The 21,038-nt window shown below is 65.1% G+C and carries 17 protein-coding genes; 8 read left to right on the forward strand and 9 right to left on the reverse strand.

What is annotated here, in order from left to right; translation table 11 throughout:
• Positions 1 to 75: 75 nt before the first annotated feature.
• From I6F17_RS00380 to I6F17_RS00410, 7 genes are read left to right on the forward strand one after another with little or no spacing between them, the layout of a single operon-like run.
• Entirely contained in the window at positions 76 to 1,881 is a 1,806-nt protein-coding gene (locus I6F17_RS00380) for a gamma-glutamyltransferase family protein (protein ID WP_225129398.1), read from the forward strand.
• Between the two features lie 9 nt (positions 1,882 to 1,890).
• Positions 1,891 to 2,601, forward strand: a complete 711-nt coding sequence (locus I6F17_RS00385) for a DUF1028 domain-containing protein (RefSeq protein ID WP_225129396.1) — start codon at positions 1,891 to 1,893, stop codon at positions 2,599 to 2,601.
• Positions 2,598 to 3,587, forward strand: a complete 990-nt coding sequence (locus tag I6F17_RS00390; protein ID WP_225129394.1) for an ABC transporter ATP-binding protein — start codon at positions 2,598 to 2,600, stop codon at positions 3,585 to 3,587. The genes I6F17_RS00385 and I6F17_RS00390 overlap by 4 nt, the downstream gene beginning before the upstream one ends.
• Positions 3,587 to 4,693 carry a dipeptide ABC transporter ATP-binding protein gene (locus I6F17_RS00395; protein ID WP_225129392.1) on the forward strand — a complete coding sequence of 369 codons (1,107 nt, stop codon included), beginning with the start codon at positions 3,587 to 3,589 and terminating at the stop codon, positions 4,691 to 4,693. Before I6F17_RS00390 ends, I6F17_RS00395 begins: the two co-directional genes overlap by 1 nt.
• 22 nt (positions 4,694 to 4,715) lie before the next feature.
• Positions 4,716 to 6,224, forward strand: coding sequence for an ABC transporter substrate-binding protein (locus I6F17_RS00400; RefSeq protein WP_225129390.1), 1,509 nt, complete (start codon positions 4,716 to 4,718; stop codon positions 6,222 to 6,224).
• A gap of 10 nt (positions 6,225 to 6,234) precedes the next feature.
• The gene (locus I6F17_RS00405) at positions 6,235 to 7,176 is read left to right on the forward strand and encodes an ABC transporter permease (RefSeq protein ID WP_036004743.1); all 942 of its coding nucleotides are present in this window, start codon (positions 6,235 to 6,237) and stop codon (positions 7,174 to 7,176) included.
• A gap of 3 nt (positions 7,177 to 7,179) precedes the next feature.
• Positions 7,180 to 8,064, forward strand: a complete 885-nt coding sequence (locus tag I6F17_RS00410; RefSeq protein WP_225129388.1) for an ABC transporter permease — start codon at positions 7,180 to 7,182, stop codon at positions 8,062 to 8,064.
• A gap of 21 nt (positions 8,065 to 8,085) precedes the next feature.
• Here I6F17_RS00410 and I6F17_RS00415 read toward each other — a convergent pair whose 3' ends face one another.
• From I6F17_RS00415 to I6F17_RS00455, 9 genes are all read right to left on the reverse strand, one after another.
• Positions 8,086 to 8,832, reverse strand: coding sequence for a hypothetical protein (locus I6F17_RS00415; RefSeq protein WP_225129387.1), 747 nt, complete (start codon positions 8,830 to 8,832; stop codon positions 8,086 to 8,088).
• 9 nt (positions 8,833 to 8,841) lie between these two features.
• Positions 8,842 to 10,092 (reverse strand): adenylate/guanylate cyclase domain-containing protein, encoded by a 1,251-nt coding sequence (locus I6F17_RS00420; protein ID WP_036043113.1) that lies wholly within the window; start codon positions 10,090 to 10,092, stop codon positions 8,842 to 8,844.
• On the reverse strand, positions 10,089 to 10,478 hold the full coding sequence (locus I6F17_RS00425; protein ID WP_225129385.1) for a response regulator: 390 nt from the start codon (positions 10,476 to 10,478) through the stop codon (positions 10,089 to 10,091). Before I6F17_RS00425 ends, I6F17_RS00420 begins: the two co-directional genes overlap by 4 nt.
• Positions 10,475 to 13,069 carry an ATP-binding protein gene (locus I6F17_RS00430; protein ID WP_225129383.1) on the reverse strand — a complete coding sequence of 865 codons (2,595 nt, stop codon included), beginning with the start codon at positions 13,067 to 13,069 and terminating at the stop codon, positions 10,475 to 10,477. The genes I6F17_RS00425 and I6F17_RS00430 overlap by 4 nt, the downstream gene beginning before the upstream one ends.
• Positions 13,070 to 13,199: 130 nt before the next feature.
• Positions 13,200 to 16,295, reverse strand: a complete 3,096-nt coding sequence (locus tag I6F17_RS00435; protein WP_225129381.1) for a MexW/MexI family multidrug efflux RND transporter permease subunit — start codon at positions 16,293 to 16,295, stop codon at positions 13,200 to 13,202.
• A 69-nt stretch (positions 16,296 to 16,364) separates the two neighbouring features.
• Positions 16,365 to 17,558, reverse strand: a complete 1,194-nt coding sequence (locus I6F17_RS00440; RefSeq protein ID WP_225129379.1) for an efflux RND transporter periplasmic adaptor subunit — start codon at positions 17,556 to 17,558, stop codon at positions 16,365 to 16,367.
• Position 17,559: 1 nt separating this feature from the next.
• Entirely contained in the window at positions 17,560 to 18,261 is a 702-nt protein-coding gene (locus I6F17_RS00445; protein WP_225129377.1) for a TetR/AcrR family transcriptional regulator, read from the reverse strand.
• Positions 18,262 to 18,396: 135 nt separating this feature from the next.
• Positions 18,397 to 18,987: a thiamine pyrophosphate-dependent enzyme gene (locus I6F17_RS00450; protein WP_036043107.1), complete on the reverse strand. Its 591-nt coding sequence runs from the start codon at positions 18,985 to 18,987 to the stop codon at positions 18,397 to 18,399.
• The gene (locus I6F17_RS00455; RefSeq protein ID WP_036004713.1) at positions 18,984 to 19,526 is read right to left on the reverse strand and encodes a phosphonopyruvate decarboxylase; all 543 of its coding nucleotides are present in this window, start codon (positions 19,524 to 19,526) and stop codon (positions 18,984 to 18,986) included. Before I6F17_RS00455 ends, I6F17_RS00450 begins: the two co-directional genes overlap by 4 nt.
• Before the next feature lie 105 nt (positions 19,527 to 19,631).
• Between I6F17_RS00455 and I6F17_RS00460 the strand changes: the two genes are divergently transcribed.
• Positions 19,632 to 20,852: a cytochrome P450 gene (locus tag I6F17_RS00460; RefSeq protein ID WP_225129374.1), complete on the forward strand. Its 1,221-nt coding sequence runs from the start codon at positions 19,632 to 19,634 to the stop codon at positions 20,850 to 20,852.
• The last annotated feature ends 186 nt before the right edge of the window (positions 20,853 to 21,038 follow it).

The raw sequence follows: 21,038 nt of genomic DNA on the forward strand, positions 1-21,038 counted from the left end.
ATGCAGCCTGCGCATTTGGAAGCGGGGTGGCCCTGTGATCAATTGCGCGCGCCGGAAATAAGGTGGTGAAGTCCCATGGGCAGTAATATCAATCCCGATCCGTTCACGACGAGGCCCGAGATCGAGGGCACGTTCGGGGTCGTCGCCTCGACGCACTGGATTGCGACTGCCGTGGGCATGGCCATCCTGGAAAAGGGCGGCAATGCCTTCGATGCCGGCGTTGCCACCGCCTTCACGCTCCAGGTGGTCGAGCCGCATCTGAACGGTCCCGGCGGCGACGTGCCCATCATCGTGCATGACGTCAAGCGCGGCCGCACCGAGGTAATCTGCGGCCAGGGCCCGGCGCCGGCGCGGGCCACCATCGCGCATTACAGAAGCGAAGGCCTCGACATGGTGCCGGGCACGGGTCTGCTCGCCGCCTGCGTTCCCGGCACCTTCGAATCCTGGATGATGCTGCTGCGCGACTACGGAACGATGCGCGTGCGCGACGTGCTGGAGCCCGCGATCTCCTACGCCCGCGACGGTTATCCCTTGGTCGAGCGCGCCTGCGCCACCATCCAGACCGTCGAGCAATTGTTCCGCAATCACTGGCCGACCTCGGCCGCCGTCTACCTTCCAAACGGCGAAGTGCCGAAGCCGGGCACGCTGTTCACCAACAAGACCCTGGCCGCGACCTATGCCCGGATCCTGAGCGAGGCGGAAAGCGGCGGCGGTGGCCGCGATGCCGAGATCGAGCGCGCCCGCAAAGCCTGGTCGCAAGGTTTCGTCGCGGAGGCGATCGACAAGTTCTGCCGCACCCAGGAGGTGATGGACGTCAGCGGCTCGCCGCATCGCGGCGTGCTCTCCGCAGACGACATGGCGCGCTGGCAGCCGACTGTCGAAGCGCCACTCACCTACGACTATGGCCGCTACACCGTCTGCAAGGCCGGCGTCTGGAGCCAGGGTCCGGTCACCTTGCAGCAGCTCGCGCTGCTGAAGGGCTTTGCACTCGACGGCCTCGATCCGACCGGGCCGGAGTTCATCCATCTCCAGATCGAATGCGCCAAGCTCGCCTTTGCCGACCGTGAAAAATTCTACGGCGATCCTAAATTCAGCGAGATCCCGATCGCGACGCTGCTCTCGGACGCCTATAACGACGAGCGCCGCAAGCTGGTCACCGAGAAGGCTTCGCTCGATCTCCGGCCCGGCGCGGTCGAGGGCTTCGGCGGCGTGGTCAAGCTCCGCCGCGCTGAGGGGCAGCGCGAGGCAGTTGGCGCACTCGGCGCCGGTGAACCAACCGTCGGGCGCTTTGGCGAGGTGCGCGGCGATACGGTGCACTTCGATATCATCGACAAGACTGGCAACATGGTGTCCTCGACGCCTTCAGGGGGCTGGCTGCAATCTTCGCCTGTCATTCCTGAGCTGGGCTTCTGCCTCGGCAGCCGCGCACAAATGTTCGATTTGGAGGAGAACCAACCGGGCTCGCTCGCGCCGGGGAAGCGACCGCGTACGACGCTCTCGCCAACCATGGCGCTGCGTGACGGCGAGCCCTACCTCGCCTGGGGCTCTCCCGGCGGCGACCAGCAGGACCAGTGGATCACGCAATTCTTCCTGCGCCATGTCCATTGCAACCTCAATCTCCAGGAAGCCATCGACGCGCCAGCCTGGCATTCCGAGCATTTCCCGATCTCGTTCTGGCCGCGCACCGCACGTCCCGGCGTGCTCGTGGTCGAGAACCGCGTGCCGAAGGCGACGATCGAGAACCTGCGCGAGCGCGGGCATATAGTCGAGGTCGGCCCCGACTGGTCCGAAGGCCGCCTCACCGCGGCCTCACGCGTAGGTCGCCGCCGCCGTGCCGCCGCCAATCCGCGCGGCATGCAGGGCTACGCGGCGGGGCGCTGAAGGCAGCACATGACCTGGTCGATCATCGCGCGCGACCCTGCCACCAACCAGTTCGGCATCGCGGTTGCGACCCGCTTCTTCGCCGTCGGCGCGCGCGTGCCCTACATCGCCGCCGGCCTCGGCGCGATCGCCACGCAGGCCTTCGTCAATCCCTATTACGGCATCGACGGCGTCAAGCTGTTGCGCGAGGGCCTCAACGCGCACGACGTGCTCGCCACGCTGCTGGCGACCGATGCCGGCCGCGAGAGCCGCCAGGTCCATATCATGGATGCCAGCGGCGCAATCGCCGCGTATACCGGGCGCGACTGCGTTGACTGGTGCGGCCACGTCGCGGGCAGCGGCTTCTCGATCGCCGGCAACATGCTCACCGGGGCCGACGTGCTCGACGAGACCGCGAAGACATATATCGCAAATGACAGTCTGCCCTTCCCTCGTCGACTAATCGCGGCGATGCGCGCCGGCGAAGCCGCCGGCGGCGACAAGCGCGGCAAGCAATCGGCCGCGCTCGTGATCCACGGCGAGGAGGAATGGCCGGCCCTCGACATTCGCGCCGACGACCATCCCGATCCGCTCGGTGAGCTCGAACGGCTCGAGCGCGTCAGCCACGAGCTCTGGGTGCATTTCCGCGCCTCCATGCCGACGCGGCAGAACCCGGCCGGCAACACCGATCGCAGCGTCATCGACGCCAGCATCGAAGCGGCGCGCGCGAGACGATCATGAGCGCCAGCCCCCTCATCGAGATCAAGGATCTACGTATCCGCTTTCATGGCGACGACGGCCGTATCACCCACGCGGTCGACAGCGTCGATCTCAGCGTCGCCAATGGCGCGACGCTCGGTCTCGTCGGGGAATCCGGCTGTGGCAAGAGCGTGACGTCGCTGGCGATCATGGGCCTGCTGCCGAAGCAGAGCGCGGAAATAAGTGGCGCGATCCGCTTCGACGGTTTCGACCTGCTGACCACGCCGGACCAGACGTTGCACGATCTGCGCGGCAACCGGCTGGCGATGATCTTCCAGGAGCCGATGACCTCGCTCAATCCGAGCTTTACGATCGGCGACCAGATCGTCGAGACGATCCTGCGTCACCGCGGCGGCTCGCGGAAGAGCGCGCGCGAGCGCGCGATCGAGCTGTTGCGCCGCGTCCATATCCCTTCGCCCGAGCGTCGGATCGACGACTATCCGCACAAGCTCTCCGGCGGCATGCGCCAGCGCGTCATGATCGCGATGGCACTCGCCTGCGACCCGCGGCTGCTGATCGCGGACGAGCCGACCACCGCACTCGACGTCACCCTGCAGGCGCAGATCCTGGAGCTGATGCGCGAGCTGAAGGCCGCGAGTGGCGCCGCGATCATCCTGATCACCCACGATCTCGGCGTCGTCGCCGAGGTCTGCGACGAGGTCGCGGTGATGTATGCCGGCGAGATCGTCGAGCGGGCGCCGGTCGACGAGTTGTTCTCCGCGCCGCAGCATCCCTACACGGTCGGCCTGCTCGGCTCGATCCCGCGGCTCGACCAGCGCGCCGAGCAGCTTGCGACGATCGAAGGCATGGTGCCGAACATGGCACAGCCGCCCGCCGGCTGCCGCTTCGCCGCGCGTTGCCCCTTCGTGCTCGACGCCTGCACCAAGGTGCCGCCGCCGCTGGTCGAAGTCAGCGACGGCCACCTCTCGCGCTGCATCCGCGCGCCGCTCGAATTGCTGGTATCGTGATGGCGCTCCTCGAAGTCGAAGGCCTGGTCAAGCATTTCGTCGCTCAGCGCTCGCTGCTCGGCCGCGCGCTGGCGCACGTCAAGGCGGTCGATGGCGTGTCCTTCTCGCTGGAGGCCGGCAAGACGCTGGCCCTGGTCGGCGAATCCGGCTGCGGCAAGTCCACCGTCAGCCGCCTGGTGCTGCGGCTGATCGAGCCGGATGCCGGCACGATCCGCTTCGACGGCCGCGACCTGCTCGCGCTCGACGCCGGGACCTTGCGCGCCTTCCGCCGCGAGGCGCAAATCATCTTCCAGGATCCCTACGCCTCGCTCAATCCGCGCATGACGGTCGGCCAGATCCTGACCGAGCCGCTGGCGCTGCACGATCTGGTGCCGCCGGTGCGGCGGGCCGAGCGCGTTGCCGAACTGCTGCGGCTGGTCGGGCTGGAGCCGCGCCTCGCCCGGCGCTATCCGCATGAATTCTCCGGCGGCCAGCGCCAACGCATCGCGATCGCCCGCGCGCTCGCGGTCGAGCCGAAGCTCATCATCTGCGATGAGCCGGTCTCGGCGCTCGACGTCTCGATCCGCTCGCAGATCCTCAATCTGCTGCGCGAGCTCCAGGACCGGCTCGGCCTCGCCTACATTTTCGTCTCGCACGACCTTGCCGTGGTCAAGCACATCGCAGACCACGTCGCGGTGATGAATCTTGGCCAGATCGTCGAGACCGCGGAAGCCGACGCGCTGTTCGCCGCGCCGCGCCACCCCTACAGCCGCGCACTGCTGTCGGCGATCCCGCTGCCGCAGCCGAAGGCGAAACGAACGACGGTGCTGCTGGAGGGCGAAATCCCGAGCGCGCTCAATCCGCCCGCCGGCTGCCGCTTTCACACCCGCTGCCCTTTCGTGATCGAGCGCTGCCGCAGCGAGGCACCTGCGCTTCTGGCCGACCGCACGGGCCACGCCACCGCCTGTCACCGCACCGCGGAGCTGCCGTCCGCCGACGCCATTCTACCCACCGCCGGCGGGTTTTCGCCGGCGCTTGCAAAACTGGTCGCGGCCTTCAGCCAAAAGACGGAAGGCAGCAGCCCCGCCGGGGTTGGTATACAGTGCGCCGCGTCCGCAACGAAATAGCCGAAGCAATGGGGATTGACCGATGAAGATGTTTCGCCTGGCCGCAACAGCCGCCGCTGTGCTGGTGTTGATCGGGGCCGCGCAGGCCCAGACCACGTTGCGCATCGGCCTCGCCGAGGACCCCGATATCCTCGACCCCACGATGGCGCGCACCTATGTCGGCCGCATCGTGTTCTCCTCCTTCTGCGACAAGCTGTTCGACATCGACGAGAAGCTCAACATCGTGCCGCAGCTGGCGCTCTCGAGCGAAACCGCCGACGACGGCAAGGCGCTGGTCATCAAGCTGCGGCCCGGCGTGAAATTCCACGACGGCGAGCCGTTCGATGCCGAGGCCGCGAAATTCTCGCTGGAACGGCATCTGACGTTCCCCGGCTCGTTCCGTAAGCCGGAGCTCGCCTCGGTCGATCACGTCGAAATCGTCGATCCCCTCACGATCAAGCTGGTGTTGAAGTCGCCGTTCTCGCCCCTGCTCGCTCAGCTCACCGACCGCGCCGGCATGATGATGTCGCCGAAGGCGGCCAAGGAGGCCGGCGACAAGTTCGGCCTCCGCCCGGTCTGCGCCGGCCCTTACAAGTTCGTCGAGCGCGTACAGCAGGACCGCATCGTGTTCGAGAAATTCGCCGACTACTGGAACAAGGACAACGTCTTCATCGACAAGATCGTGTTCCAGCCGATCGTCGATGCCACCGTGCGGCTCGCAAACCTGAAATCCGGCGGCCTCGATCTGATCGAGCGCGTGCTCGCCACCGATCTCAAGGAGGTGCGCGCCGACTCGCGGCTGAAGGTCGCGACCGCCATCGAACTCGGCTATCAGGGCATCACGCTCAACATCGGCAAGGACAAGGCCAAGGGCCCGCTCAGCCAATCGGCCAAGGTGCGGCAGGCGCTCGATCTTGCCATCGACCGCGAGGCGATCAATCAGGTCGTGTTCAACGGCGAGTTTCAGGTCGGCAATCAATGGGTCAATCCTAATCATCCCTATTATCAGAAATCGCTTCCGATCCGTCCCCGCAACGTCGAGAAGGCCAAGGCGCTGCTGAAGGAGGCCGGCGTGACTCCGCCGATCAACGTCGACTTCCTGGTGCCCAAGGGCGCGGAAACCGAAACACCGGCGCAGGTGATCCAGTCGATGGCAGCGGAAGCCGGATTCGACATGAAGATACGCCTCACCGAATTCGCAACCGGGTTGAAGCAGGCGGAGACGGGCGACTATCAGGCCTACATGCTCGCCTGGAGCGGCCGCGTCGATCCCGACGGCAACACTTTCGTGTTCCTGCACAACGGCGCACCCCAGAACTATGGTGGGTGGAACAATCCACAGGCCGACAAGGCGCTGGAGGAGGCGCGGCTGGTCACCGATCCCGCCAAGCGCAAGGCGAGCTACGAGGTGCTGGCCAAGCTGGTCCAGGAGGAAGAGCCGCTGCTCTACCTCTATCACCGCCGCATCATCATCGCGCACACGACCAAGCTCGAAGGCTACAGGCAAATGCCGGACGGCCTCGTGCGCGTTGTCGGCCTCAAGCTGAAGTGACGCTGCGAGGATGCTGAACTTCCTCGCTCGCCGCCTTGTGCAGATCGTGCCGACGCTGTTCTTCGTCTCGGTGCTGATCTTCTCGCTGCAGCAATTGCTGCCGGGTGACCCCGCGCTGGTGATGGCGGGCGAGGAGCGCGATCCCGCCGTGATCGAGCAGATCCGCCGCCAGTACCGGCTCGATCAGCCCGTCCCGGTGCAGTACGCCTACTGGATCAAGGGCGTGCTCTCGGGCGATTTCGGCGAGTCGCTGCGCAACAAGATGCCGGTGCGCGAGCTGATCGCGCAGAAGCTGCCGGTGACGCTGCAGCTCGGCTCGATGGCGATCCTGATTGCGCTGCTGATCGGCATCCCCGCGGGCATCGTCGCGGCCGTGAAGAAAGGTTCGGCCTGGGACTATGGCGCCAATTTCTTTGCGCTGTGGGGCATCTCGACGCCGAACTTCTGGCTCGGGATCATGCTGATCTTCCTGTTCTCGATCGAGCTTGGATGGCTGCCGGCTTCCGGCTACGTGCCGCTCACCGAGAACTGGCGCGCGAGCCTGGCCGTCACCATCATGCCCGCCTTTGTGCTCGGCAATGCGATCGCCGCGATCCTGATGCGGCATACGCGCAGCGCCATGCTTCAAGTGCTGGAAAGCGACTACGTGCGCACCGCGCGCGCCAAAGGACTGTTGGAGCGCACGGTGATCCTCAAGCACGCCATGCGCAATGCGCTGACGCCCGTCATCACGCTCGGCGCGCTCGAGCTCGGCACGCTGCTCTCCGGCGCGGTCCTGACCGAGCAGATCTTCTCCATTCCCGGCTTCGGCAAGCTGATCGTGGATGCCGTGTTCAACCGCGACTATGCCGTGGTTCAGGGCGTCGTCCTGGTCACGGCCACGGTCTACATCACGCTGAATCTGGTGGCCGACATCGCCTACATCCTCGTCAATCCGCGGCTCCGGGGCTGATCCATGACCGACGCCGCGCTGCCGAGCCCTCTCACGCGAGCCGACGAGCTGGATAGCCCGGCCCGCCGCGCGCGTCGGCGGCTGTTCAAGCGCAAGGCAGCGGTGTTCGGGCTCGTCGTGCTCACGATATTCATCGCCCTTGCCGTGCTCGCCCCGCTCATCGTGCCCTATGATCCCATCGCGACGAGCTGGAGCCTGGTGCGCAAACCGCCGACCTCGGCCCACTGGTTCGGCACCGACGAGCTCGGCCGCGACATCCTCAGCCGCGTCGTCTACGGCGCGCGCGCCTCGCTGCTCGCAGGCGTGATCTCGGTCGCGATCGCGCTCGGCATCGGCGTGCCGCTCGGTCTCCTCGCCGGCTACCGCGGCGGCTTCACCGACGCGCTGATCAGCCGCATCACCGATGCGATGCTGGCCTGCCCGTTCCTGATCCTGGCGATCGCGCTCGCCGCGTTCCTCGGCCCGAGCCTCGGCAATGCCATGATTGCGATCGGCATCTCGGCGACGCCGATCTTCATCCGCCTGACCCGCGGCCAGGTGCTCGTCGTCAAAGCCGAAGACTATGTCGAGGCCGCGCGCGCACTCGGCAATCCGCCGTGGCGGATCGCGCTCTTGCACATCCTGCCGAACATCCTCCCCTCGCTTCTGGTGCAGGCGACGCTCTCGATCGCTGCGGCCATCATCGCCGAGGCCGCCCTCTCCTTCCTCGGCCTCGGCCAGCAGCCGCCGGCGCCGTCCTGGGGCAGCATGCTCAACGCGGCACAGCGCTTCCTGACCCAGGCGCCCTGGATGGCAATCTGGCCGGGCCTTGCGATCTTCCTCGTCGTGCTGTCGTTGAACCTGCTCGGCGACGGGCTGCGCGACGCACTCGACCCAAGGCAGCGCTGATTATTCCTCTTGGTGAGGACCTCAAATCACCACTTCCCGCAGCACGCGGCGGCAATCCATCTCGAATTCCAGATCGACCACCGGCGGACGGGCGAAATGCCAGGTCAGCCCGGAGCGGAGCGCGCCGCGGCGGACCAGCTCGTCCACCAGCGCGTGGTGGAAGTCGTGCACGGAATAGGCCTGCACGCCGGTCGTGTCCTTCCAGCCGAAGCCGAAGGCCGCCAGCCGGTTTTCCATCTGCGATGTGGTGGTGAAGCGCACCTTCTCGCGCAGCCCCTCCGGGCTGAGATCGCGGTAGCGCACCGTGCGCTCGACATAGGAGCCGCTGCCCTCGCGCGCCTCGGCGCCGCCGGCGATGACGAAGCTCGGCAAATCTGACCGCGTCGGACGCGTGAAGGAGAACGCATAGAACGACGGTTCGGACGGCGGATCGATCTCGGGGCAGACATTGCTGCGCGCCACCGGATTGGTAGTGCCGTCGAAGATGCCCCATTCGGACAGCGTCTTCACATAGTGCAGGTTGAACGCGCGAAAGCCTTCCTCGCTGAAGGCCGCGGGCGAGCGCAGCTCGCAGGCGCAGAATGCCGTCAGCGGACGCCCCGCCTCCTGGATGAACTTTGCGGCCAGCGCAAACCCTTCCGCGAGCGGCACCAGGCGGTCGAACCGGACCCGCTCGATCTCGTAGCCCTCATCCGCGGCAGCACCGGCGGAATATTGGAACACGGACGGGATGAAACGATAGTTGCCGGCCGAGAATTCGCGCGTCATGACGGACTCCTATTCCAGTTGCATGCGAGTGCCCTTGGCGCCGTTGAGCAGGCGCTTCAGGTGAAATCCGGCCAGCGGATCGTCGGCGTGCATGCCGACCAGCGCGGCGAAGGCCGGCATGGCCGCGGCGTCGCCGGCCTCCATCTTGGCAAAAGCTTCGGCATATTGCGCCGTCGCCGGTGCCTCGAACCTCGCCAGCGGCAGCGGTTCGAACGCACGCAGTGGCTCGCTGCGTCCGCGCAGCATCAGGTCGCCCACGGGACGACCATGAAAGTTCTCGGCCCCCTTCGCAACGCTGGCGCTGACGCAAATGCGCGTTCCCAGGTGCTTGTTCGCCGCCTCCAGCCGGGCCGCCGTGTTGATGGTGTCGCCATAGGCCGTGTAGTCGAAGAAGCGGTTGCCGCCGAAATTTCCGACCAGCGCCGGACCGGCATGAGCACCGATGCGGGTAGCTCCGAAATTCACGCCTCTTGCCTTCCAGCGCGCCGAAAAGTCCTCCGCCCAGGCGTCGAGAGCATGGGCACAGGCGACCGCGCGCGTTGCATAGTCCGGCTGGTCGCCGGGGGCGTTGAACAGCACCTGGATCGCATCGCCGATGATCTTGGCGACCGTCCCCTCATGGGCGAAGACGATCTCGGTCATGCCGCCGACATATTCGTTGAGGAGCTCGCCCAGGGTCTGCGGAGGCGCGGTCTCGACCAGCGAGGTGAAGCCTGTAATATCGGTGAACAGGGTGGCGACATCGCGCCACTGCACCTCAATGCCGTCGCCATCGACGTTCGCGGCCAGCCGCCTTGCAATCTCCGGCGAGAAGAAGCGCGACAGCGAGGCATGGGCGCGCTCGGCTTCCATCTGGCGCCGCCGCACCTCGCGCAGCATCTCCACATGGCGGACGGTCTTCTCGATCGTGGCTTCGAGGTCGGCGAAGTCGATCGGCTTGGTCAGGAAGTCGAACGCACCGCGGTTCATGGCGGTGCGGATGTTGCTCATGTCGCCATAGGCCGAGACGATGATGGTCGACTTCTTCTCCTCGGTCTCCTGGAGCTTCGCGAGCAGCGAGAGGCCGTCCATCCGCGGCATGTTGATATCGGACACCACCATGTCGACGTGTGGATTCTGCTCCAGGGCTTCCAGCGCCTCCAGGCCGTCGCGCGCGAAGATCAGCGCGAGCTGCCCATCGCGGATCTGCCTGCGGAATTTCTGCAGGATCAGCGCCTCGAGGTCAGGCTCGTCGTCGACGAAGAGGATGGTCGCAGTCATGCGGCTTGCTCGAGCCTCGTATCGATCTCCTGCCGCAGCAGCGCAAAGTCGATCGGCTTGGTGAGGAGCCCGACGGCGCCCCGTTCGATCGCCTTGCGGCGCGTCTCCGCATCGCCATAGGCCGTGATCATGATGACGGGAACATCGGGATGCGCGGCACGCACCTTCGGCAGCATGTCGAGCCCGCTCATGCCGGGCATGTTGATGTCCGACAGGATCAGGATCAGCGAGGGATCACGGACTTCGGCGGCGCGCTCGAGCGCCTCGGGGGCCGAGAGGGCAAACTCCATCTGAAACCGGCCGGCGCGCAGGTCGCGCCGGAACCGCTGCCGAAACAGTGCCTCGACGTCGGGCTCGTCATCGACGACCAGGATGTAAACGTTCAAGACTTTCCTCCGGAAGTGTCGCCCGCTGCCATCGTCCGCGGCAGCGTGATGATGAACTCGGTGAATACACCTTGTGTGGTGTCCACGTCGATCGTGCCGCCGTGTTGTTTCACCACGATGTCGTGGCTCATTGAAAGGCCGAGTCCCGTGCCCTCGCCGGCCGGCTTGGTGGTGAAGAAGGGATTGAACATCTTTTCCTTCACCTCGGCTGGAATCCCGGTGCCGTTGTCGCGAATCCGGATCTGGACCCTGTCGCCGAGATTCTTCGTTGCCGCGCGCAAGGTGGGCTCGAATGCATCGCCCTCGCTCTCCTTGCGCTTGGTCGCGGCATAGAAGCCGTTCGAGATCAGGTTCAGCAAGACGCGCGTGATCTCCTGCGGATAGACGTCGATCATGCCGGCAGCCGGGTCGAAATCGCGCTGGAGCGTGACGTTGAAGGCAGGCCTTTCGGCGCGCGCGCCGTGATAGGCGAGATTGAGGCTCTCCTCGACCACCGCATTGATGTCGACGGCGCGATGCTCGCCGGAACCCTGACGCGAATGCAGCAGCATGTTCCTGACGATGGAATCGGCGCGCTTGCCGTGCTGCACCACCTTCTCGAGATTGGCCCTGAGCATGCCGGTCAGCTCATCGACCTCCTCCTTCGTCTTGCCGTCGAGCGCGGCCGATTGCAGGATCTCGTTGAGCTCGTCGATCAGCTCGGTCGAGACCGCGGAGAAGTTGTTGACGAAGTTGAGCGGGTTCTTAATCTCGTGGGCGATGCCGGCGGTGAGCTGGCCGAGGGAAGCGAGCTTCTCGGTCTGAATCAGGCGGTCCTGCGCGGTGCGCAGATTGTCGAGCGATTGCGATAGCTCGGTCGTACGCTCGCGCAATTGCTTCAGCAGGCGCGTATTCTCGATCGCGATGACGGCTTGCTTGGTAAAGTTCTCCACCAGCGCGACTTGTTTGTCCGTGAAGCCGCGAATCTCTTGTCGAAAAATCGTCATCGCGCCGATCAGATCATCCTCTTTCAGCATGGGTACGGAGAGAAGGGTTCGGGCGCCGGCAACGTCGGCCATTCCGACGACAAAGGGAACACCGGCCTTGTACCCAGGACTTTCCCTCAAGTCATTGATCTGCGCGGGCTGATGCGTCGCGATGATTGCAGCCAGCGTCGTTCCTGGATGTGGGAAGATCGGAGTCCGCTTACGGAAGGCGGAGAAATCGGGCGGAATGTTGTAGTCGGTGACGATGTTGAATTTCTGGCCGTCCCACAGATTCATCGTGCCGAAATTCGCACCGCAGACGCGGGTAGCATTCTCCAACATCTTCTGAAACACCGGCTCTAACTCTCCCGGAGAGGAGCTAATGACTTCGAGCACCTCCGACGTCGCCGTTTGTTGCTCGAGCGACTCCCGCAATTCGGCGGTCCGCTTCTCGACCTTGTTCTCGAGGTCCGCATAGGATTCCTGCAGGCGCGCGCCCATGTCGTTGAACTGGTCGGCGAGCCCTTCGAGCTCGTCGCCGGTCTTGATCGAGATGCGCTGGGAGAAATCACCACCGCCCATTCGTTCCGCGCCGCTCCGCAGCGCCTGAATCGGCCCGACCATGCGGCGCGCCAGGAAGATCCCGGCCAGCACCGCGAAGATGGATGCCGCGAGCAGCACGATTGCAAGGCGCTGCAGCGAAGCATAGAGCGCGGCATAGGCTTCCTCGACCGGCAGCTCGACGAACATGGTCCAGCGCAGCGGCTCGATCGGGGCCGATGCGGTCAGCACCTTCTGCCCCTGGATGTTGTGGGCCTCGGAAAGCACGTCAGGCATGGCGCCGCCGGCCTGCACGGCGCGTACCTGCGCAAGGCCGGACATGTCGGTGTTGCGCAGCACGAGACTGATGTCGGGATGCGCGATCAAGCGGCCCTCCGGGCCGACCACGTAGGCGTTGCCGTGCTCGCCGACCTTGATCTGGGACACGACGTCCCAGATCAGCTTGAGATTGACCTCGGCGATGCTGACGCCGGCATCCTTGCGTGCGCCCGCAAGCGCCAGCGTCATGTAGGGCTCGGACTCCCGGCGAAAATAGACCGGCCCGTAATAGACCTTGCGCGCGACCGCCTCGGTGAACTTCGGATCGCTCGACAGGTCGATCCCGCTGTCGAGCGCGTCCATCGCCAGCCGCGAGACCCGCAGCCGCTCCTTGCCGGTCGAATCCACCTGGGCCAGCTCGGTGATCGCAGGGACCTGGCGCAACAGGCGCAGCGCGTCAAACCGGCGCTGCTCGATCGAGCCGCCCGACCAGGGCAGCTGCGTGGTCCAGCCGAGCTGGCTCTCGATCTCCTTGACGAACCGGCCGATCTTGGCAGCGGCCGCCTCGGCCTGCTCGTGCTGGACCCGAATCAGAGAGGCCTTGTGCTCGCGATAGTAGAAGTAGACCTCGAACAGGCCATTGGCGAGCAGCGCAATGGCGACGACCGCCACGAAAAGCGCGACGTATTTGGCGAAGAGCCGGGTCCGGATTCCGCGCCCCGCAGTGTCGCCGGAGGCGACCTCGCCTGGGGCCGCGCTCGGCAATGTCCCGGCTCGAGGTGTATCGGGGTGGAGGGACAGGCTCATTCCACGGAACCTAGCAAGAAGACCGGACCTTGTCTCTCGCAAGCGCGGCAAGGAGCTCGCCCGAGACCCAACGAAAAGGGCGGCAGCGGATCACCGCTGCCGCCCTCTCCGGACTAGCCTGCCAGCGGCCTCAGGTCGGCCGCAGCACCTTTGAATCGAGGTCCAGCTCGTCGATCTGCTTGTTCCGCTCGGAATCGGCCGCCGCGCGATGGTCGGTCGCCAGCACCACATAGACGGCCGGCAGCACGAACAGCGTGAACAGCGTGCCGATCGACATGCCGGCGACGACGACCAGACCGATCGAGAAGCGGCTGGCCGCGCCCGCGCCGGTCGCGGTCAGGAGCGGGATCAGGCCGGTCACCATCGCGGCCGTGGTCATCAGGATCGGCCGCAGGCGGATGCGGGCCGACATCTCGATGGCCGAACGGCGGTCGAGCCGCTCGTTGACCTGGAGCTCGTTGGCGAACTCCACCATCAGGATGCCGTGCTTGGTGATCAGGCCGACCAGGGTGAGCAGACCGACCTGGGTGTAGATGTTAATCGTCGCCATGCCGAAGAAGAGCGGGATCAGCGCACCGACGATCGCCATCGGCACCGAGATCATGATGACCAGCGGGTCGCGCAGGCTTTCGAACTGCGCTGCCAGCACCAGGAAGATGATGATCAGCGCGAAGCCGAAGGTGATGGCAAGCTGATTGCCTTCCTGCACATATTGGCGGCTATCCGCCAGATAATCGTGGCTGAAGCCTGCCGGCAGCTTCTTGGCCTCGCCTTCGAGGAAGTCCACTGCAGCGCCGACCGTCACGCCCGGCATCGGAACGGCCGAGAACGTCGCCGAATTGAGCTGGTTGAAGTGGGTCAGCGAGTTCGGGTCGGTCTTTGTTCTGATCGAAACGACCGTGGACAGCGGAAGCTGCTGGCCGGTGTTGGTCGTAACATAGAAGCCGGCGAGCGATTCAGGTGACAGCCGCTTGGCGCGAGGGACCTGTGGGATCACCTGGTAAGACCGGCCCTCGAGGTTGAACCGATTAATGTAGTTACCGCCAAGCAGCACTGCGAGCGTACCGCCGAGATTCTGCATGTTGACGCCGAGATCCTGGGCCTTGACCCGATCGATTGTCACCTCGACGTTGGGCTGGTTGTAGGCCAGATCGCTGTCGGACACGATGAACATGCCGCTCTTGCGCGCGGCATCCTTCAGCTTCTCCATCTGCTCATAGACGGTCTGGAAGCCGGCGGTGGAGTTGATCACCATCTGGATCGGCAAGCCACCCGGTCCGCCCGGCAGCGGCGGGAGGTTGAATGCGAAGGCCTGCACGCCCTCGATCTTGGAGAGTTCGGCCTGCACCAGCGGCTTCAGCTGGATCGACGAGCGCGTGCGCTCGTCCCACGGCTTGAGCAGCATGCCCGCGATGCCGCCCTGCGGGCCGTTGATGCCGTTCAGCACGAAGCGCAGATCGGTCTCGGGGAACTTGGCGAATTCCTTGTCGAGCTTCTCGCCGTAGAAGTCGAGATAATCGATGTTGGCGTATTTCGGCGCCTTGGTAACCGCAAACACGATGCCCTGGTCCTCCTCGGGCGCCAGCTCCTTGGAGGTGTTCATGTAGAGGAAGCCGACAAGGCCGAGGATCGTGAGCGCGAACAGGCCGGTGACGGCCTTGTAGTCCAGCGAGCGATCGAGCTTGCGGCCGTACCAGCGCGTCATCGCACCGAACACCCGGTTCACGAGCTTGGCGAACCGGCCTTCTTCGGCGTTTTTCAGCAGCACCGAGCACATCATCGGCGACAGCGTCAGCGCGATCACGCCCGACACGATCACCGAGCCCGCAAGCGTGAAGGCGAACTCGCGGAACAACGAGCCGGTGAGGCCGCCGAGGAAGCCGATCGGCGCGTACACGGCCGCGAGCGTGATGGTCATCGAGATGACGGGGCCCACGATCTCGCGCGCGCCCTGCAGCGAGGCCTGGACCGGCGTCTTGCCCTCCTCCAGGTGGCGGTGGATGTTCTCCACCACGACGATGGCGTCGTCGACGACGAGGCCGATCGCCAGCACCATCGCGAGCAGCGTCAGGAGATTGAAACTGAAGCCCAGCGCCAGCATCAAGGTGCAGACGCCGATCATCGACAGCGGAATGGTGACGACTGGAATGATGACCGAACGCAGTGAGGCCAGGAACAGGAAGATCACCACGATCACGATGATCACGGCTTCGCCCAATGTATTCTGCACCTCGTCGATCGAAGATTGGATGAACTTGGTCGAGTCGTAGGCGACCTTCATCTTCATCGAGGGCGGGAGGTTGCGCTCGAGTTCGGGAAACAGCGCGCGCACGCCCTTCACTAGCGTCAGCGGATTACCCTGTGGCGTCGCCTGCACGCCAATGAAGATCGCGCGCTCGCCGCTGAAGGCGACGCTGGCGTCCGTACTTTGGGCGGCAAGCTCGACGGTAGCGATGTCCTCCATCCGCACGAAGCCACCGTCCTTGGCCCTGACGATCATCTTCTTGAACTGATCGACGTTGGTCAGGCCCGTATTGGTCGAGACGTTCGAGACGATCAGATAGCCCTTGGTCTGGCCCGCCGCGGACTGGAAGTTGTTGGCCTGGATCGCCGCCGCAACGTCCGCCGGCGATACGTTGCGGCCCGCCATTTTCACCGGATCGAGCCACAGCCGCATCGCAAAGGTCTGGCCGCCCAGAATGTCGGCCGAGGCCACGCCATCGACGGTCGACAGCACCGGCTGCACCACGCGCGTCAGATAGTCGGAGATCGCCGAGCCGGACAGCTCGTCCGAGGAGAAACCGAGATACATCACGGCCGTGGTCTGGCCCGTGGTCTTGGTGACGATCGGGTCGTTGGATTCCTTCGGGATCAGGTACTTCACCGAATTGGTCTTCGCCAACACCTCGGTGAGCGCCTGGTTCGGATCGAAATTCAGCTTGATGTAGACCTGGATCGTCGAGGTGCCGAGCACCGAGGACGAGGTGATGTAGTCGACGCCCTCGGCGGAGGCGACCGCCTGCTCGATCGGCGTGGTAATGAAGCCCTGGATCAAATCTGCGGACGCGCCGGGATAGACGGTCGTGATGTTGATGACCGTGTTCGACAGCTTCGGATATTGCCGGATCGGCAGCACCATTGCCGCGCGCAGGCCGATCAGCAGGATCAGCAGGCTGACGACGACCGACAGGACCGGTCGTTTGATGAAAATGTCGGTAAAGGCCATCGCGGGCGATCTCGATTCTATGTCTCAAGAGACGTCATCCGGCCGGGCCGGATCACGTGAGTGCATGCGTCAGTAGCGCGGCGGCTGCGCTGGGATCGGTGGGGTCGGGTCGGTCGAGATCGACACCGGCGCGCCCGATTGCAGCTTGAGCTGGCCGAGAGCGACGACCTTGTCGCCTGGCTTCAGGCCCTTTACGATTTCGACCCGACCTTCAACGCGAGTGCCGGTCTGCACGAAGGTGCGCACCGCCGACAGGCTGGTCTTGCCGTCCTCTTCCTTCTTCTCGGTGATCACGAACACCGAGTCGCCGTACAGGGTGTAATCGACCGCCGTTTCAGGCACCGTGATCACGGCCGGCTTTTCCGGCAGCACCACCGTCGTGGTCACGAACATGCCGGGCTTGAGGATCTTCTCCGGATTGGCGATCGTCGCCTGCACGCGGATGTTGCGGGTGTCGGTGGCGATCTGCGGCTCGATCGTGGTGATCTTGCCCTCGAAGGTGCGGCCGGGATAGGCATCGACCTTCAGCCGGACGGTCTGGCCGACCTTGAGGCTGCCGGAATCCTTTTCCGTCACCGTGAAGTTGGCCCACAGCTCCGACAGATCGGTCAGCGAAACGATCGCGGTGCCGGCGGTCAGATACTGACCGACCTCGACCTTGCGCATGCCGAGATCGCCGGCAAACGGCGCACGCACCAGCTTCTGCGAGATCAACGCTTCGGTCTTGGCGATGCCCGCCTGGGCCTGGTCGTAGGCAGCCTGCGCGGTATCGACCGTCGCCTGCGGACCGAACTGGCGCGAGGCCAGCTGCTTGGCGCGATCAAGCGACAGCTGCGCGACGGTCGCCTGCGCCTTGTAATTGGCGAGGTCGCCCTGCTCCGGCGCGTCGAACAGCTGCACCAGCGGCGTGCCGGCCTCGACGCGCGTGCCCGGCTGGAACTTGATCTCGGTGACGCGGCCGTTGACGTCGGCGCTGACGTCGACCTGGTGCACGGCGACGAGGCTGCCGACCGCGGTGAGCAGGTTCGGCACCACCTCGGACTTCGCCTCGGCTGCGCTGACCGGGGTCGGCGGCGGCTTGTTGTTGGCGAAGAACTGCTTGATCATCTGGCCGCGGAAAGAGTTGAACCAGACGAGCCCGCCGACGAGCACGGCCAGAAGCGTGCCGACGATGATGAACCAGCGCACCGGCCGGACGGGACGCTTGGGAGCCTTGTTGTCGATCGGTTGCCCCGAAATCTTGTTTTCGGCCACGATGTTCATGTCATGCACTTTCTGCAATCGCCGCCTGGTTCGCATCCGCGGCCTGATTGCGGCCCAGATGCGAAGCAATTGCGGCGTCGTTAAGTCCGATACCCCTCAGGAGAAACTCACAGAGCTGCCGCTCCAGGTCGGTCGCCCTGCCGTAAGCAAGACAGGGCGTGGCTGGCAGCCTGGTCAGCGCCGCGGTCATCACCGCATGATGCGCGAACCAGAACAGGTTGAGCGGATCGCCAGCGCAGGGCCGCGCGTCACCGCTCGCAACCGCACGCTCGAGCGAGGCGACGAAGACAGCGCCGATCAGCGTCTCGATCTTGGCATACAGCAATCGGGCGAATTCGCCGTCATCCAAATGGCTCGTGGCCATTAGCCGCAGGCGCTGGGCCTCTTCCTGATCGGGACCGTCGGCGATCTGGAGGAAGTGTTCGACCATGCCGCGGATCACCTCGACCAGCGTAGCCGTCGACGGCTCGCGCTCGAGCAGCTCCATCAGAGCGGGATCCGCCTCGCATTCGTCGCTGAGGATCTCGGCGTAGAGCGCCGCCTTGGACGGGAAATGCTTGAACAGCAGCGCTTCAGAAATGGCAGCGGCGGCCGCCACGCTCTTGGTCGTGGTGCCGTTATAGCCGTGTCGGGCAAAGCAGCGCTTTGCGGCGCCGAGGATCAATTGACGCCTCAGGTCGCTCGTCATACGCAATGAGCTCATGCTGGGTGAGTAAGCACTCACCCACGCAGGAGTCAAGCACTATGTTGCATCGCAACCTGCGTGCGACCTAGAATCAATGGAAATTGGTCGAGCCTGCACGGCCCGCGTGCAGGCGTTCGGGGATGGACGGACCGCCTAGATCGGCTGAAAGCCGAGGTCAGCACGGATCCGGTTGACGATGTAGGTCCCGTCCCGCGTCGGCAGAATCCGCTCAAGGCCGGCGCTGTCGATCTTCACATTGGCAAAGCGCGGACCCGCAGAGACGTCGTGGACGGCTTTGGCGAAGGCCTCGACCTCGGCCATGGTCGTGACAGCCCGGCTGTCGTTAATGCCGCAAGCCCTGGCGATGCCGACGAGGTCGGCGGCGGCGGAGGTGTGGCTGGTCTGGCCGCCGGTCTCGCCATAGGCCTCGTTGTCGAGCACTGCGATCGAGAGGTTGGCCGGCTTCTGCAGGCCGATGGTGGCAAGGCTGCCCATGCCCATCAGCATCTCGCCGTCGCCGGTGATGACCAATACCGGCAGCTTCGGCTGCGCCAGCGCCAGACCCAGCCCGATCATCGCGGCGCCGCCCATGCCGCCCCAGAGGTAGAAGTTGCGGGCGTGGTCGCCGGCGGCGCACATGTCGTTGGTGGAAGCGCCAAGGCCGCCGATCGCGACGACATTCTTGCGGTTCGCCAGCAACGTGGACACCACCTGCCGGCGGTCGAGGAGATTGGCCTTGCTCATTTGGTGAAAACCTTGGCGCCGATCAGGCGCTGCGACAGAAGGACGGCGGTTGGCGTCAGCGCGTTGTAGGCCTGCGCCGCGGCCGCTTCCAAGACGGCAGGCACCTCGGCAGCGTGCGAGGCGCGCAGCACCTTGACGCCGGAGAGCTCGAACACGCCTTGCGTGGTCGAGCCCATCGGCACCTGCCACGGATTGAACTCGCCCCACTCGCCGCGCATCGTCACGAGCGTGAGGAACGGAAAGCGCAGGATCGGGATCAGCGACAGCATGTTGATGCAATTGCCGACGCCGCTCGATTGCATCAGCAGCACGCCGCGCTGTCCGCCCGCCCAGGCGCCGGCGAGCAGCGCCACGCCTTCCTCCTCCGTCGTCAGCGCAATGCCGCGCATGGTGGAGGAGGCCAATACGCGCTGGATCAGCTTGGAATGACCGGCGTCCGGAACGTAAGGCACCTGCCGGACGTCAAAGCGCTGGAGGGTCGCGAAAATATCGTCGGGCCAGTTCGGCGCCGTGTCGGCAGCGTCAGCGCGTGCGTGCATTTTCCTGTCCGGTCGGCTAGCAAGGTAGAAAGACTGTAGACGCATGCATGCGCCGACCAGAACAACAAAAACGGCATATCGGCTTTAACCGGCGAGTATAACGGGATGAACGCAGATGCGAAGGCGCTAGCGGCAAGCTTCGATCTCGAGAAGCTGACGCCGGAGTTCTACGACAACCCCTATCCGACCTATCGTGCACTGCGGGAGAACGAGCCGGTCAAGCGCCTGCGGAGCGGCACCGTGTTCCTGACCCGCTACGACGATCTCGTCACCACCTACAAGAACACGAAGTCGTTCAGCTCGGACAAGAAGCGCGAGTTCGCGCCGAAATACGGGGACACCCCGCTCTACGAGCACCACACCACGAGCCTCGTGTTCAACGATCCACCGTCCCATACCCGCGTGCGCCGCCTGATCATGGGCGCGCTGTCGCCGCGCGCGATCGCCAGCATGGAGGGGGACCTGATCAAGCTGGTCGACGGCCTGCTCGATGCCATCGAAACCAAGGGCGCTTGCGAACTGATCGAGGATTTTGCCGCTTCGATTCCCATCGAGGTGATCGGCAATCTGCTCGACGTGCCTCACGAGGAGCGCGGGCCGCTGCGCGACTGGTCGCTGGCGATCCTGGGTGCTCTCGAACCTGTAGTGTCGCCCGAAGTAGCTGCGCGCGGCAACAAGGCGGTGGCGGACTTCCTCGCTTATCTGCAGACGCTGGTGTCGCGGCGGCGCGCGAAGCCGGGCAATCCCGAGCGCGACGTGCTGACGCGTTTGATCCAGGGGGAAGAGAACGGCGAGCGGCTGACCGAGAAGGAGCTGCTGCACAATTGCATCTTCCTGCTCAATGCCGGGCACGAGACCACCACGAACCTGATCGGCCACGGCCTCGTGGCGCTCGACCGCCATCCCGACCAGAAGCAGCGCCTGATCGAGAACCCGGACATGATCAAGACTGCGGTCGAGGAGATGTTGCGCTACGAGAGCTCCAACCAGCTCGGCAACCGCATGACCACCGAGAAGGTCGAGCTCGGCGGCGTCATGCTCGATGCCGGCACGTCGGTGACGCTGTGCATCGGGGCTGCCAATCGCGACCCCGCGCAGTTTCCCGACCCCGAGCGTTTCGACATCGCGCGCGCGCCGAACCGGCACCTCGCCTTCGCCACCGGCGCGCATCAATGCGCAGGCATGGCGCTGGCGCGGCTGGAGGGGGCGATTGCGATCTCGCGCTTCCTGGCGCGCTTTCCGAACTATGCCGTCAGCGGTCAGCCGGTGCGCGGCGGACGGGTGCGGTTCCGCGGCTTTTTGAGCGTGCCCTGCGCGCTTGGCTGAGGGGCGGCAACCAAACTGCGAAAACAACCCCATGCACAGTAGAGCCTGGGTCGCGGAACGGTGCCCTGTGGCCCGGCAGAACCACCTGACATTTCGGGACTATGAGGCCGCGCCGCGCCATCGGCGCATCAAGGCTTCCGAGCTGACAAACCGATACCCACATTCATTTGGGCGCGACCCGCCGGT

The organism is Bradyrhizobium sp. NBAIM18, assembly GCF_020193825.1.
GTDB classification, from domain to species: Bacteria; Pseudomonadota; Alphaproteobacteria; order Rhizobiales; family Xanthobacteraceae; genus Bradyrhizobium; species Bradyrhizobium yuanmingense.